Annotated in this window: 14 protein-coding genes; 5 read left to right on the forward strand and 9 right to left on the reverse strand. The window is 68.4% G+C overall.

Translation table 11 applies throughout. From position 1 onward, the window contains the following. The first annotated feature begins 87 nt into the window (after window positions 1–87). Window positions 88–423, forward strand: coding sequence for a winged helix-turn-helix transcriptional regulator (locus tag ACYVN4_RS31760; RefSeq protein WP_460725666.1), 336 nt, complete (start codon window positions 88–90; stop codon window positions 421–423). A 7-nt stretch (window positions 424–430) separates the two neighbouring features. Here the strand turns inward: ACYVN4_RS31760 and ACYVN4_RS31765 are convergent, their stop codons facing one another. From ACYVN4_RS31765 to ACYVN4_RS31785, 5 genes are all read right to left on the reverse strand, one after another. Further along, a complete protein-coding gene (locus tag ACYVN4_RS31765) occupies window positions 431–2,581 on the reverse strand; it encodes an acyltransferase family protein (RefSeq protein ID WP_460725667.1) in 2,151 nt (716 codons plus the stop codon). Between the two features lie 83 nt (window positions 2,582–2,664). After that, the gene (locus ACYVN4_RS31770; protein WP_460725668.1) at window positions 2,665–3,957 is read right to left on the reverse strand and encodes an ArsB/NhaD family transporter; all 1,293 of its coding nucleotides are present in this window, start codon (window positions 3,955–3,957) and stop codon (window positions 2,665–2,667) included. Window positions 3,958–4,000: 43 nt separating this feature from the next. After that, the gene (locus ACYVN4_RS31775) at window positions 4,001–4,444 is read right to left on the reverse strand and encodes a CBS domain-containing protein (protein ID WP_460725669.1); all 444 of its coding nucleotides are present in this window, start codon (window positions 4,442–4,444) and stop codon (window positions 4,001–4,003) included. 99 nt (window positions 4,445–4,543) lie between these two features. Then, window positions 4,544–5,290: a metallophosphoesterase family protein gene (locus tag ACYVN4_RS31780; RefSeq protein WP_460725670.1), complete on the reverse strand. Its 747-nt coding sequence runs from the start codon at window positions 5,288–5,290 to the stop codon at window positions 4,544–4,546. 65 nt (window positions 5,291–5,355) lie between these two features. After that, window positions 5,356–5,787: a carboxymuconolactone decarboxylase family protein gene (locus ACYVN4_RS31785; RefSeq protein ID WP_460726779.1), complete on the reverse strand. Its 432-nt coding sequence runs from the start codon at window positions 5,785–5,787 to the stop codon at window positions 5,356–5,358. A gap of 228 nt (window positions 5,788–6,015) precedes the next feature. Between ACYVN4_RS31785 and ACYVN4_RS31790 the strand changes: the two genes are divergently transcribed. Next, a complete protein-coding gene (locus tag ACYVN4_RS31790) occupies window positions 6,016–6,186 on the forward strand; it encodes a hypothetical protein (protein WP_460725671.1) in 171 nt (56 codons plus the stop codon). A 32-nt stretch (window positions 6,187–6,218) separates the two neighbouring features. On the opposite strand, the gene ACYVN4_RS31795 is transcribed toward ACYVN4_RS31790, so the two are convergent. Next, complete coding sequence (locus tag ACYVN4_RS31795) at window positions 6,219–7,343, reverse strand: acyl-CoA dehydrogenase family protein (protein ID WP_460726781.1); 1,125 nt, start codon at window positions 7,341–7,343, stop codon at window positions 6,219–6,221. A 2-nt stretch (window positions 7,344–7,345) separates the two neighbouring features. Continuing rightward, window positions 7,346–8,578, reverse strand: coding sequence for an acyl-CoA dehydrogenase family protein (locus ACYVN4_RS31800; RefSeq protein WP_460725672.1), 1,233 nt, complete (start codon window positions 8,576–8,578; stop codon window positions 7,346–7,348). 173 nt (window positions 8,579–8,751) lie between these two features. Here ACYVN4_RS31800 and ACYVN4_RS31805 point away from each other — a divergent pair, with 173 nt between their 5' ends. After that, window positions 8,752–9,174, forward strand: coding sequence for a DUF1707 SHOCT-like domain-containing protein (locus tag ACYVN4_RS31805; RefSeq protein ID WP_460725673.1), 423 nt, complete (start codon window positions 8,752–8,754; stop codon window positions 9,172–9,174). A 50-nt stretch (window positions 9,175–9,224) separates the two neighbouring features. Next, complete coding sequence (locus ACYVN4_RS31810; RefSeq protein ID WP_460725674.1) at window positions 9,225–9,725, forward strand: hypothetical protein; 501 nt, start codon at window positions 9,225–9,227, stop codon at window positions 9,723–9,725. Here ACYVN4_RS31810 and ACYVN4_RS31815 read toward each other — a convergent pair. Beyond that, complete coding sequence (locus ACYVN4_RS31815; protein ID WP_460725675.1) at window positions 9,712–10,653, reverse strand: MerR family transcriptional regulator; 942 nt, start codon at window positions 10,651–10,653, stop codon at window positions 9,712–9,714. The two genes, ACYVN4_RS31810 and ACYVN4_RS31815, sit on opposite strands and share 14 nt — an antisense overlap. 33 nt (window positions 10,654–10,686) lie before the next feature. Beyond that, window positions 10,687–11,148: a nitroreductase family deazaflavin-dependent oxidoreductase gene (locus ACYVN4_RS31820; RefSeq protein WP_460725676.1), complete on the reverse strand. Its 462-nt coding sequence runs from the start codon at window positions 11,146–11,148 to the stop codon at window positions 10,687–10,689. A 94-nt stretch (window positions 11,149–11,242) separates the two neighbouring features. On the opposite strand from ACYVN4_RS31820, the gene smc reads away from it, so the two are divergent. Then, window positions 11,243–14,902: a chromosome segregation protein SMC gene (gene smc, locus ACYVN4_RS31825; protein ID WP_460725677.1), complete on the forward strand. Its 3,660-nt coding sequence runs from the start codon at window positions 11,243–11,245 to the stop codon at window positions 14,900–14,902. Window positions 14,903–14,983 lie beyond the last annotated feature (81 nt).

The following is a 14,983-nucleotide window of genomic DNA, read 5'->3' on the forward strand; positions in this document are numbered from 1 at the left end:
AAGGAATCCGTAGAGAAGCTGGGGCGTGGCGAATCGGTGCCGTCAAGACCCGCCGGTAGGTAGGGTCGCGCTCCTAGCGTCGAGACCATGGACAACCCTGCGGATGAACTGTCCGCATTGCGTGTACTGGTGAATCACCGGGGCGTGGTGGAACTGCTGGACCTGCTGGTCTCGGGGCCGCGGTCGATGCGTGAGCTGCGGGCCGAACTCGGACTGCGGCGGCCCGGCGTCTCCCGGGTGCTGCGCGTGGTCGCGGCCTACGGGGTGGTGACCAGCGACGAGCCGGGCTCCTGGGACGACCGGCTCGACGGCGCGAGCCGGGTTCGATTGACCGAACGTGGTTGGCGCACCGTCGAACTGCTGGCCAGCTTCGCGGTCTGGGAGGCCCTCTACGAGCAGCCGGACACCGTTCGCGACCGCTGAGCGGGCCTCACCACCAGCCGAGGATGGGCTGCAGCTCGCGGTCGAGTTCGGGGGCCAGTGACCTCGAATAGCTTGCGGTCAAATGGTGTTCGTCGTGGTAGATGAGGATATTCCCCTCCACCACCGCGCACACCGTGGGCTCGCAGACCGCGTTGTTGGGGTCGATCAGGTGCATGTTCGGGAAGGCGGCGGCGGGCTCGATGGCCGGGTTCACCGGGGACAGCGCCTCCGAGCGCGGCAGCCCGCAGCTGATGCGGTCGCCGCCGCCGGCCAGGCAGTCGATGGCGCGGTAGCGAATCCCGTTGCGGCGCAGCCACGGAGTATCGCGAATGCCGATGACCTGCAGCCCGCGATCGTGCAGGGCCGACCAGACGTCCACGTAGTCCTGCGGGGTCTCGTCGCCCCCGTTGTCGCTGGGGCGGGTGGCGGTGGTGAAGACGAAGTCGGGACGCTCGGCCCCGAGCCGGTCGATCACCTCCGTCGACCAGTCACGGCAGTCCGGATTCTGCTGGCCCTTGTACACCGGATCCTCGGCGACGGTGAGCGGGCAGCCCATCTTCAGGTACACCACAACCCGGAATCGGTACTGCTCGCCGAGGATCTGCAGCGCCGGAATCCAGTGCTCGGCATGGGAATTGCCGACCACCGCGATGGTGCGATGCGCGTCGTGGTCACCGTAGGTGCAGGTGGTGACCGAGCGGGTGTCGAAGTCGGAGATGCAGCCGTCGCGGGTCGGGTAGGCGATATCGGCGGGGGCTTCCTCGGTGGTGGGCCGCATCGGCGCGCGCGGTACCAGCGCATGGTCGGTCAGCGCCGCCGCGCCCGGATATTTGGCCGGATCCAGCTCGCCGACCGCGTGCGCCTTCGCGCCCATGCTCCACTGCCAGGTCAGTGTCGAGGCGAGCAGCAGGACCCCGACCGTGGACACCGCGACACCCGCGAGCAGCCGTCCGCGCGCCGGGGTGGCGGAGGGCTTGGAGCGCAGCCGCAGTGGCTCCTCCACCAGATGATGGGTCAGATAGGCGAGCACCAGGGAGACCAGGATGATGATCAGCCCGCCGAGCGCCCCGGCCCCGCGCTGATGCTGGTGGCCCAGGTAGAAGATGAGAATCGGCCAGTGCCACAGGTACAGCGCGTAGGCGAAGCCGCCCAGCTGCACGATCGGGCCGGTGGCGAGCGCGCGATTGACCAGCGGCTGATCGGCGGTATCCCGGCCCGCGCCCGCGAGAATCAGTGCGACGGTGGCGAGTACGGGGATCAGGGCGGCCGGGCCGGGGAAGACCAGCACGCCGTTGACGATCCACCCGCAGCACGCGATGGCCGCGATTCCCGCCCACGCGAACACCTCTCGCGTCGGCCGGGGCAGGCGGATCAGCGGCGCCGCGATGGCCAGCAGCGCACCGGTCAGCGGCTCCCACGCGCGGGCGAAGGTGTCGTAGTAATTCCAGCCCTGCTGGGTCGAAACACCTTCGGTGGCATAGCAGAACGAGATGATCGCGGCGACGGCGAAGACAACCGCGAGGGCGATCCGCAACACTCCGCCCTGCCCGGCGCGACGCAGGATCGGATGCCGCGCAGCCTGTTTCCACGCCCCGGCCGCGACCGCCCGGCGAATCACCCAGGCGACCAACGCGACCGCGACCAGCATGACCAGATACATCTGCCCCTGCACCGACATCGACCACAGGTGCTGCAGCGGACTCACCGACGGGTCGGCGGCCAGATAGTCCGACCAGGACGTCGCCAGGTACCAGTTCTGGTAGTAGAACAGCGAAGCCACCGTCTGCCCCGCGATATCCGACCAGCGAGTGTGCGGCAGCAGGGTGACCGTGGCGACCACCACCGCGCCCAGCACCACCACCATGGCGGGCAGCAGTCGCCGCAGCGTGCGCCGCACGGTGGTCAGCACGCCGACCGAACCGCCGTCGGCGCGGCGGATGAGCATGCCGGTGAAGAAGAATCCGGACAGCACCAGGAAGACATCGACGCCGCCGGACACGCGCCCGGCCCAGATGTGGAAGGCGACCACCAGCGCGATAGCTACACCGCGCAGTCCGTCCAGATCCAGCCGGTAGGAACCGGGAGCGGCAGGGGTGGCCGGGGCGTCCTGGCGGTCGCTGTCCGGCGCTGTCGGATGATCGGTGCTGGATATGGACATGGCGGCTGCCATTGTCGGTCAGGGTTGCTGGAAAATCACAATCGCCACACAGAAGTTGTCCGTAATGAGCCCTTTGTCGCTGGTCAGGCGAAGGCGAAATAGCGCAGCCACAGATAGGGTGCGGCCACCACAATCGTGACCGCGGTCACCACGATTCCCTTCCTGGTGAATTCCCAGAACGAGATCGGATGGTCCGAACGCTTGGCGATCCCGAGCATCACCACGTTCGCGCTGGCCCCGACTGCTGTGAGATTGCCACCGAAATCCGCGCCCAATGCCAGCGCCCACCACAGCGCGTCCGCCTGCGCCGGCTGATCGACGTGCTCCACCAGCTGGGCCACCAGTGGGCTCATGGTCGCCACGTACGGGATGTTGTCGATGACACCCGACAGCACCGCCGACACCACGAGTATCAGCATGGTTGCCAGCAGGGCGTTTCCGCCGGTGAGTTCGGTCGCGGATTTCGCCAATCGGGCAATCACACCGGTTTTCACCAACGCCCCGATCATCACGAACAGACCGGCGAAGAACAGCAGCGTCTCCCATTCCACCGCGGACAGGTAATCGCGTTGTGGCAGACCGGAAATCAACACCAGCACACCCGCGCCGAGCAATGCCACCAGGGACGGTTCGAGATGGAAGATGGGGTGGCCGAAGAATCCCGCGAAAACTCCCGCCAGCACAATTCCGCACTTGATCAGCAGGCGCGGATCGCGAATGGCCTCACGCTCGTTCAGCTGCATGATGTCGGCGGCACGTTCGGGATCGACGTCGAAGGAGCCCTTGAACAGGCGCGGCAGCAGCAGCGTGAACACCGCCAGCTCGATCAGCACGATCGGGGTCAGGTTCAGGAAGAAGTCGTTGAACGACAGGCCCGCCTTGCTGCCGATGATGATGTTGGGCGGGTCGCCGATCAGGGTGGCCGCGCCGCCGATATTGGACGCCAGCACCTCCGCGATCAGGAACGGCGTCGGCGACACCTCCAGGCGCTCGCACACCAGCATGGTCACCGGGGCGATCAGCAGCACGGTCGTGACATTGTCGAGGAAGCCCGACGCGGTGGCGGTGATAAGTACCAGCAGGATCATCACCCGCAGCGCGGAACCCTTGGCGCGCTTGGCCGCCCAGATGGCGACGTACTCGAAGATGCCGGTCTGGCGCAGCACGCCGACGATGATCATCATCCCGAGCAGCAGGTAGATGACATTCCAGTCGATGCCGGTCTCGTGCGAGTAGAAGACGTCGTCGGAGTTCATGATGCCGACCGCGATCACCGCGCCCGCACCGGCCAGCGCGGCAATGGTTTTGTGCACGCGCTCCGACGCGATGAGGATGTAGGCGATCGTGAAGACCGCGATGGACACGGCGACGGTCATAGTCGCCGCCGCTGCGCCAATTCGGGGCACCGCCCCGGCGGACTCAGTTCGCGAGCGCCACTTCCAGCAGCCGCGAGGACGTGATCACGCCGATCAGCCGATCCCCGTCCTGCACCGCCACCAACGGCGACTTGTACTTCGACATCAGCGCCGCCACCTCGACGATATTGTCGTCGTGCTTGGCCGCCGGGATCTTGGTGAGCCGCTCGGGGATCACGTCGCGAACCTTCTTGCCCCGCAACCGCTTCACCACCTGCATGCACATGGAATCGTTGAGCACCCCCGCCAGCGACGGATCGTCCTGCACGTACTTGGGCACGATGAACAACACCACCTGCGAGGCGGGCAGCACCGAATGCGGCTTCCCGTTCGCGTCGATCACCAGAATCCCCGGCAACCGATGCTCGGCCAGCAACTTCGCCGCGTCGATCGCGTCGGAGTCCAGATCGATCACGGGATATTCCTCGGCCATCTGAGCGGCATACATAAGTGCAGGATACGACCCACCGCGGGGCAATCACCCGCAAAGGATATGTCAAGATCAACGGGTGTTGCGGGATGGGAACCGACAGGTCGACGCCCTTCGCTAACCGCCCAGCTCGTAGACCCGATAGGGGCTGCGGATGACCGGGTAGGAGACATTGCGAACCTCGACACCCGCCGCGGTGCGGCCGAATTCGCTGCCGCCGTGGGCGTGTCCGTGGATGGCCAGCACCGCACCGCCCGCTTCGACCGCCTCGGCGAGGCCCTGGCAACCGAGGCCCGGGTAGATCTTGGGGGGTTCGCCGACGAGGGTGTCGAGGACGGGGGAGAAGTGCATGAGGGCGATGCGGAGGTCGCAGTCGAGGGATTCGAGGGCGGCGCGCAGGCGGATCGCGTCGGCGGGGCCGCGGCGGAAGCGCCGGCGGTGTTCCACACTGCCCTCGTCGGGATTGGCCCGGTGGCCCGGGAATCCGCCGCTGCCGCCCATCACTCCGGCGATGCCCAGTCGAATGCCGTTGACGGGCAGGGTGATCGCCGTGCCCTCCAGCATGTGTACGCCGATCCCGGTGAGCTGGGCCGTGATTCGGAAGCCCAATCGTCGATCGTGGTCGTGATTGCCGAGCACCGCGACCACCGGGACCGGTAGTTCGGCGATCTCGGCGCACAGCGCGTCGGTCTCGCGCAGGGTTCCGCCGTTGGTGAGATCGCCTGCCAGTAGCAGGACGTCGGCGTGATCGGCGAGGTCGAGCAGCGCGGGGCGGAAGCGCCCGCGCATGCTCTCCCGCATGTGCAGATCGCCCACTGCGGCGATCCGCACTCGTCCGGTACCGGCCTCGACCGCGCTGCCCATACCGTCAATCAGCCACAGACCACGCGGCCTGTCAACGGCATTCCCGGGCGGCGGCCTGATTGCGCCTAGGGCTCGAGCGGCTCCATGCGCAGTGGGACGCCGAGGCGGTTCCACATATTGATCTGGGCGGTCACCGCGACCAGACCCGCTCGCTGACCCTCGTCGAAGTGCTTCTCGACATCGGCCCAGATCTCATCGCTCACCCCGTGCGGGCCGAGTTCGGTTGCGGCCTCGGCATATTCCAGCGCGGCCCGCTCGGCCTCGGTGAACAGCGCCGACTCCCGCCAAGCGCTGAGGTGCCAGACGCGGCGTTCGGTCTCGCCCTCCTTGCGGGCCTCGGTGGCATGCATGTCGATGCAGAACAGGCACCCGTTGATCTGCGAGACGCGGATCTTCACCAGTTCCCGCACGGTGGCGTCGAGCGGGCCGCGCCGAATGGCGATGTCCGCGGCCACCCACCCCTTGTAGACCTCGGGGGCTACTTCGCTCAGGTTCATTCGCGACACGATGTCGTCCTTTCGTCCGGTTCGAATGCACCCCTTGGACGAGACAGCCTTCCCCAACGTGACGGCCGCGCGGCTATGAGGCCGGTCACAGCGGCGCGCCGAGCGGTGCTGTGGCGCGTCACAGCACCGGTCCGAGCCCGACCGCTCTGCCCATTACGTCCAAAGCGGTTGGTTTGCCGTAATTGTGCGAAATGCGGCACCGCGGACGATAATCCGCACGTGGGAACTGTTCTGCTCATCGCGCTGGGTGTGTTGTTCTTCGTCACCGGACCCGCATTGGCGCTGGTAATCGTGCTCGCCGTGCGTAGTTCGGCCCGGGAGGTCATCGCCTCGCGACGGCCCGCCCCCGAAGATGCTCGCCGGATACCCGTGCGCACTGGCCACCCCTGAGCCGGTGCGCACGGGGCACTACGCGCTGACCGCTAGGGGCGGGTCAGGGCGGCGTAGCGGGCAATGTGTTGGTCGGTGGTGCCGAACTCGTACTGGACGGCGGTGAGGCGCTTGAAGAAATGGCCGATGGCCAATTCCTCGGTCATGCCCATCGCGCCGTGCAACTGCACCGACTCCTGACCGATGCGCCGGGCCGCGCGGCCGATGGTGGCCTTGGCGGCCGAGGCGGCCCGGGCCCGCTCCGGGGCGGGGGCGTCCAGTTTGAGCGTCACCAGATAGGTTGCCGCCACGGCCTGTTCGAGCTCGAGCAGCATGTCCACCATGCGGTGCTGCAGCGCCTGGAAGCTGGCGATCGGAACACCGAACTGCTGGCGCTGCTTGGTGTAGGCCACGGTGTCGGCCACCACCTTGCGCAGCGCCCCGACCGTCTCGGCGCACACCGCCGCGATGGCCTCGTCCACCGTGGCCGCGACGGCCGCCCCGGCCTGCGCCAGCAGCAGGGCATCCGCGGGTAGGCGCAGATTCTCGAAACTCAGATCGGCGGCCGGGCGCTCGTCGATGGTGCGATACGGGCGCACGGTGAGTCCGGCGGGCGGGTTCGCGGCCTCGAAATCCACCACGAACAGCGCGATATCGCCATCCACGGCCGCGGTCACCAGCAGGTGGGTGGCCAGCGGCGCGGAGGTGACCACGGTCTTCTCGCCGGTGAGCAGCCAGTCGTCGCCGTCGCGGACCGCGGTGGTCGCGACATTGGTGTAGTCGTAGCCGGATTGCGGTTCCAGCGCGGCGAATCCGGTGACCACCGCACCGGCGGCGATGCCGGACAGCAGATCCTCGGCCCGCTTGCCGGTGCTGCGGCGCAGCAGCCCGCCGCCGACCACCACGGTGTCCACGTACGGTTCCAGCACCAGTGCCGCGCCCAGGGCCTCGGCGATGATCATGGTCTCGACCGGGCCGCCGCCGATGCCGCCGACCTCCTCGGGCAGGCTCGCCCCCAGGATGCCGACCTCCTCGGCCAGCCCACGCCAGACCTCCGGCTGCCATCCGGCCCCGGTCCGGGCCGCGGCCCGGCTGGCTTCGAGATCGTAACGCGCCGAAAGGAATTCGGTGACGGTGTCGCGGAGCAGCTCCTGCTCGGCGGTGAAAGAGAAGTCCATGGTCACAGTCCCAGGGTGGCTTTGGCGATGATATTGCGCTGAATCTCGTTGCTACCGGCGTAGATCGAGCCCGCGCGGTCGTTGAAGTACCGCAGCGGGGCGACCGCCTGCCAGTCCGCGCCGGTGACGAAACCGTCTGCGGGCGGCGTGAAGTCGGCGATCGGGCCGCCCGGCATGGTGGCGTGCGGCTGGTAGGCGCGACCGCGCGGACCGGCGGCCTCCAGCGCGAGCTCGGTGAGCACCTGGCTCAGCTCGGTGCCCAGAATCTTGATGGTGGAGGCGGCCGGGCCGGGATCCTTGCCGCTGGAAACCAGTGCGAGCGTGCGGTATTCGAGGATCTCCAGCACATCCGCGCGCAGCCGGGCATCGGCCAGCTTGGCGGCGAAGGCCGGATCGTCGATGAGCGCACCGCCGTTCGGGCCGACCTGATCCTTGGCCGCCTGCGCCAGCTCCTCGGCCATCACCTGCAGCATCGGCGAGGCCGCGCCGCCGCCGCGCTCGAAGTTGAGCAGGAACTTCGCGACGGTCCAGCCGTCGTCGACGGCGCCGAGCACATTCGCCCGCGGCACCCGGACCTGGTCGAAGAACACCTGGTTCTGCACCTGCTCGCCGGAAGTCATGACCAGCGGCCGGATTTCGATGCCGGGGGTGCGCATGTCGATGAGCAGGAAGGTGATGCCCTGCTGCTTCTTGGCCTGCTTGGAGGTGCGCACCAGCGCGAAGATCCAGTTGGCCTCGGTGGCGTGCGTGGTCCAGATCTTGGAGCCGGTGACCAGGAAGTCCTCGCCGTCGGCGACCGCGGTCATGGACAGTGCGGCCAGGTCCGAACCCGCCTCCGGCTCCGAATAGCCTTGGCAGAAGAACACTTCGCCGGTGAGGATGCGGGGCAGATAGAAGTCCTTCTGCTCCTTGGTGCCGAAAGCCATGATGGCGTGCGAGACCATACGAATGCCCATGGGGGACAGGTTGGGCGCGCCCGCCAGGGTGCATTCGCGGCCGAAGATGTAGTGCTGGGTCAGCGTCCAGTCGCAGCCGCCGTACTTCACCGGCCACGCCGGGGCGGCCCAGCCGCGCTCGTGCAGGATGTGCTGCCACTGCATGCTGGCTTCGTGGTCCGGATAGACGCTGGTCGCGAGGCGACCCGCCCGGCGAAGATCGTCGGTTAACTTTTCGTCGAGGAAGCCGCGCACTTCATCACGAAATGCCAGATCGGCAGGCGACCAATCGAGGTCCACGATGACTCCTTGTCCGAGAACTGTGACTAACGATCTCATCGCATCGCCCCTGCTGGCAAATGTGCTGGCACCCGCCTTCACTTCGATCTCTTGACATTCCACTATGGAGGTTTACCCTGAGTAGTACGTTCCACAGTGGAATATCCGAGACCGCCCGACCGTTAGGCATCGACATGGAGATCACCACCGGCACCCGCGCCTCCGACGCCGAACGTGCCCACATTGCCGAGCAGCTCGGCCGCCACCTCACCGACGGCCGCCTCGACCCGACCGAATACAACGACCGTCTGGCCCAGGTCTACGCCACCACCACCCGCGAAGACCTGCCCCTGGTCCTCGCGGACCTCCCCAAACTCTCGAAGACCGCTGCGCCCCAGGCCGGCACCCGCCTCCCCATCTGGCAGCAGATCGAAGGCTCCGCCTGGCTCGGCACCAGCCTGCTGTGCCTGTTCATCTGGGCCGCGATCTCGGTCGCCGCAGGCGAATTCACCTACCCCTGGCCCATCTGGGTCATCGCACCCTGGGGCGCGGTCCTCGTCTTCCGCGTCGTCATGGGCTGGGAATCCAACGCCTGGAACCGCACCCGCACCCACTGAGTCGCGGCGGCCCTACCCGGCCGCCCGCTCACCTGCCCTGGAGGTGGGCCGTGCCCACATACCCGGTCCTGCTCACCCTGCACATCATCGTCGGCACCCTCGGCCTCCTGCTCGGCCCCGCAGTCGCCTTGGCCGACATCGGAACCCGGCGCACCCCAGCCCTCTCCCGCCGACCCGGCACCGCCGAGCTGTGGCGCTGGTACCTGGGAACCCTTGCCGCCGTCGGCATCACCGCCACCGTCATGGTCCTCTGGCACCGCCAGGACCTTTGGTGGCTGATCCCCCTGTCCGCTGTCACGTACGCGCTGGCCGACCTCGGCCGCCGAGCCCGCGGACGCCCGGGCGGCTGGACCCACGCCTACGTCCACGGCCTCGGCGGCTCCTCTATCGCCCTCTGGACAGCGACACTCGTCGTGGCCTTCGCGCTGCACGGCCCGCTCTACGGCCCTGCCGAACTCATCGCCTGGCTCGGCCCGACCCTCGTCGCCCTCCCGCTCCTGGAACTTTGGCGGCGGCACCTGCCCGCCCCGGTCCCCGCTACCGCCGGGTGAGATCGGCGCGCAGGGCGGCGGCGAACCAGTCGAAGGTGGGGGCCAGGTCGGGGAGCGCGGGCCACGCGTTGATGGTGGTCACCAGCTGCCAATAGCGGGCTACGCGAGGGTCGTTGGCGATGGTGAGCCGGTTCAGGATCCACTCACGCAGCGCCCGGTCGTCCGGCTTTCCGAAGGTTTCGGAGTAGCGGGCGGTCAGCGTGTCGATGATCGCGCCGGCGGCGGGGCTCTCGGAGGAGATGCCCTCGGACAGAGCACGCGCGACCTCCTGCTGGACGGCCTCGGTGAGGTCGTGGTGCAGGCCGGTGTCGTCGCCCGCGGCCTTCTCCTGCTCCTGGTATTCGGCCATGTGCCGGACCGCGGTGCGGAAGTCGGTGTCCCGCACCAGTTCCACCAGGTCCATCCAGGCGCTGACCTGGTCGGGGGTCGGGTCGTCGGGGAGTTCGGGCATGCTCGAGCGCAGCAGTTCGACGACGGCGGGGTTGCCGTCGAAGGCGCCGAAGGTGTTGTCGACGAAGTCGTGAATGATGCGGTCGCGCTCGGCTTCCGTCAGCTGTACCAGCTTGGTCATGAATCCCATCTCCTTGTCGTCCGATTCGCGTTTGGCTACCGCCCGTAAGACCGCGCGCCGCAACCGCAGGACGCGAATCTGCGCGTCCACGGCTTCGGCGTGCGCGGTGGCGACCTCGGTCAGCGAGGTCTCGCGGGCCAGGACGCGGCGCACGGTCGCCAGGTCCATGCCCAGGTCGCGCAGGGTGCGGACCAGTTCGAGCCGGGTCACGGCGTCGATGTCGTAGAGCCGGTAGCCGCCGGCGCTGTGCATGGTCGCCGGAACGATCCCCTTGTCGTCGTAGAACCGAATCGTCTTGACCGTCAGTCCGGTTCGGTGAGCCAGGGCTCCGATGGTGAGGAGCGTGTCGTCGTCCATGGCTCTACCCTGCAGGTTCCCCTTGGGGGAGACTCAAGCCCCGGATTGAAATGCCAGGTGAACCAGGGGGACTTCGTCGATGGTGGTGCCGATGGCGGCCTCGATGATGCCGCTTAATTCCCGGTAGGCGGCGGGATGGGCCCGCTTGTATTCGGCCAGTACCGGTTTCGCCTCGTCCGGGGTGAGTGCGCGGGCCGTGGCGGGGGCGCGGTAGTGGAAGCCGATGCTGACGTGGCAGGCCGGATGAGCGATCAGGTTGCGATACCACTGGGAGCCGGTACCGAAGCCGGAGGCGATGATGACGCTCCGGGCGTCCGGGCGGGCCACGGTTTCCAGGACGGCATAGCGCGGTTCGCCGGATTTTCGGCCGAGATGCTCGAGCAGGAGCATGCGGCCGCCGAACAGGAATCCGAGGCGGGCCCGGAAAAGCCGAATCGGCGCCCGGACGAACCAGCGGGTCTGTAAGAGTCGTGCACCCAGCCCTGACGCGGTCACTTCTTCACCATAGGTCACGCGGGTGTCCTGATCTGGGACTCGGTGTTCCGGCATACTCGGGGCAATCGCGGGGGAGCGGGTAGGGTGAGCCGCTGTGCACCTGAAGAGTCTGACGCTGAAGGGGTTCAAGTCCTTCGCGTCCGCGACGACGTTGCGATTCGAGCCGGGGATCACCTGTGTGGTGGGGCCCAACGGGTCGGGCAAGTCGAACGTCGTCGACGCGCTCACCTGGGTGATGGGTGAGCAGGGCGCGAAGGCGCTGCGGGGCGGGAAGATGCAGGACGTCATCTTCGCCGGCACCTCGGGCCGCGCGCCGCTCGGTCGTGCCGAAGTCACGCTGACCATCGACAATTCCGACGGCGTGCTGCCCATCGAATACTCGGAAGTGTCGATCACCCGCCGCATGTTCCGCGACGGCGCGGGCGAGTACGAGATCAACGGAAACTCCTGCCGGTTGATGGATGTGCAGGAATTGTTGAGCGACTCCGGCATCGGCCGTGAGATGCACGTCATCGTCGGACAGGGACAGCTCTCCGCGATTCTGGAATCGCGGCCGGAGGACCGACGCGCCTTCATCGAGGAGGCCGCGGGTGTGCTCAAGCATCGCCGCCGCAAGGAGAAGGCGGTCCGCAAGCTCGACGCCATGCAGTCGAATCTGGCGCGCCTGACCGACCTCACCACCGAATTGCGCAGGCAGCTGAAGCCATTGGGCCGTCAGGCCGAGGTGGCCCGCCGCGCCGCGACCGTCCAGTCCGAACTGCGGGATTCCCGATTGCGCCTGGCCGCCGACGATCTGGTGTCGCGCCGCCGAGAACTCGAGAGCCAGCAGTCCAAGGAGGCCTACGCGCGCGAGCAGCAGGTCACCGTGCAGACCGAGATGGATGCCGCGAATGCCGCACTCGCGCAGCAGGAATTCGAGCTCTCCAAGCTGACGCCCAGCGCCGAGGCGGCCGCCCAGACCTGGTTCCAGCTGTCCGCTCTGACCGAACGCGTCAATGCCACCATCCGCATTGCCCGCGACCGCGCCCGAAATCTCACCATCGAACAGCCGACCGGCGAGGGCCGCGACCCCGATCAGCTGGAACGCGAGGCGGATCGGGTCGAGGCCGAAGAGGCCGAACTGCGCGAAGCGGTCGAAATGGCCACCGAGACGCTGGAAGCCGCCCGCGAGCAACTCTATGAACGCGAACAGGCCGCCAAGGCCGCCGAACAGGCCCACCTCGCCGCCGTGCGCGCCATCGCCGACCGCCGCGAGGGCCTGGCCCGGCTCTCCGGCCAGGTCGACACCCTGCGCAGCCGCGCGCAATCCGTGGACGGCGAGATCGCGCGCATGTCCGCCGGTATCGCCGAGGCTCGCCGCCGCGGCGAGGAGGCCAATGCCGAATTCGAGGCCGTACAGAGCGAACTCGGCGAACTCGACGCGGGCGAGGAGGGCCTCGACCACGCCTACGAGCACGCCGCGCAAGCCCTGGCCCTGGCCGACCAGCGCGTCACCGAACTGCGCGACAAGGACCGGGAGGCCGGCAAACGCGTCGCCTCCCTCACCGCCCGCATCGAAGCCCTCACCATGGGCCTGCGCCGCAAGGACGGCGCGGCCTGGCTGCTCGAGCACCGCGCCGACGGCCTGCTCGGCCCGCTGTCCGGATTGATCCGCGTGCACGGCGGATTCGAGGCCGCCGTCGCCGCCGCCCTCGGCCCCCTCGCCGACGCGGTGGCCGCCGACACCGGCCCCTCGGCCCACGCCGCCGTGCGCGCGCTGAAGGAAGCCGATGGCGGCCGCGCCGCCCTGGTATTCACCGATGCCCAAGGTATGGGGGAGCTGGTCTCCGATATCGCCGGGGCCGGAACCGGCATGAACTCTGTTGCCGGACAGGTGGATTCGCGACTACCGGGCAATGCGCGGTGGCTCGCCGAGGTGGTGGACTGCCCGGCGAATCTGCGCGGCGCGATCACCGCGCTCACCACCGGCATCGCCGTCGCTCCGGATCTCGCCACCGCCGCCCAGGTCATCGCCGCCCGCCCCGAACTGCGCGTGGTCACCCGCGAGGGCGACCTCACCGGCAGCGGCTGGGTGCTCGGCGGCTCCGATCGCGCCCCCAGCCAGCTCGAGGTGCAGGCCGAGATCGATTCCGCCAAGGATGAATTGGTGTCCTGGCAGCGGCAGGCCGAGGAACTCGAGGCCGCGCTTTCCGGTGCGCTCGCCGAGCAGACCGACCGCAAGGAAGCGGTCGACCACGCGCTGCTCGCCCTGCACGAATCCGATCAGGCCCTGGTCGCCATCTACGACCGCCTGGGCCGCCTCGGCCACACCGCCCGCAGCGCGCAACGCGAATGCGACCGCCTGCTGGCCCAGCGCGCCGACACCGAAACCGGCCGCGAGGACACGCTTTCCAAGCTCGCCGAACTCGAGGCCCGGCTGCGCAACGCCGAGAACGAGCAGGACGGCATGGACCCGGAGACCGCGGGCACCGAGACCGCCGGGTATGCCCGCGAGGAGGCCGCCGCCGCCCTCGCCGAGTCGCGTTCCATGGAGGTCGAGGCCCGCCTGGCCGTCCGCACCGCCGAGGAACGCGCGGAATCGGTGCGCGGCAAGGCGGATTCGCTGCGCCGCGCCGCCCGCGCCGAACGCGAGAACCGCGCCCGCGCCGAACGCGCGCACGCCGCCCGCCGCCAGGCCGCCGCCGTCGCCGCGGTGGTCGCCCAATCCGCCGAGAAGGTCTCGGCCGAACTGGAGCAGGTGGTCGCGCAGGCGTCGGCCCGCCGCGACGAATTGGTGCGCCGCCGAAGCGAATTCGCGGCCCGGGTGGAACAGACCAAGGAACGCGCCCGCGCCCTCAACACCCAGTTGACCCAGCTCACCGACACCGTGCACCGCGACGAGGTGGCCCGCGCCCAGGCGGCGCTGCGCATCGAGCAGGTCGAGACGACCATCTCCGAACAGTTCGGCCTCAGCCTCGACGACCTCATCGCCGAATACGGCCCGGACAACCCCATGCCGCCCACCGCGCTGGAGATGATGGAGTACGAGGCCGCGCGCGACCGCGGTGAAGCCGTCAGCGAACCCCAGCCCATGCCCTACGACCGCGCCACCCAGGAGCGCCGCGCCAAGCGCGCCGAGAAGGACCTCGTCACCCTCGGCAAGGTGAATCCCCTTGCGCTCGAGGAGTTCGCGGCGCTCGAGGAGCGCTACACCTTCCTCAACACCCAGCTCGAGGACGTCAAGAAGGCCCGCCAGGACCTGATGGACGTCGTCGCCGAGGTGGACGAGCGCATCCTGCAGGTGTTCACCGAGGCGTACGAGGACGTGGAACGCGAGTTCGAGGGCGTGTTCTCGCGGCTGTTCCCCGGCGGCGAAGGACGGCTGCTGCTCACCGACCCCGCCAATATGCTCACCACCGGCGTCGAGGTCGAGGCCCGCCCGCCGGGCAAGAAGGTCAAGCGCCTGTCGCTGCTCTCGGGTGGCGAGAAGTCCCTGGCCGCAGTCGCTTTCCTGGTGTCGATCTTCCGCGCCCGCCCCTCCCCGTTCTATGTCATGGACGAGGTCGAGGCCGCCCTGGACGACACCAACCTGCGCCGCCTCATCGGACTGTTCGAGCAGCTGCGCGAGAAGAGCCAGCTGATCGTCATCACCCACCAGAAGCCGACCATGGAGGTCGCCGACGCCCTCTACGGCGTCAGCATGCGCGGTGACGGCATCACCCAGGTGATCTCGCAGCGGCTGCGTGGCGAGAACCTGGTCGGCGCCACACCCTGACCCTGCGAGCGTTGAGAACGGGCGGTCCCGGTGAGCGGGAATTCCGGTGCACGGCAATGTGAAACGCCTGCGGGTCGTATG

This window comes from Nocardia heshunensis, from assembly GCF_054782115.1.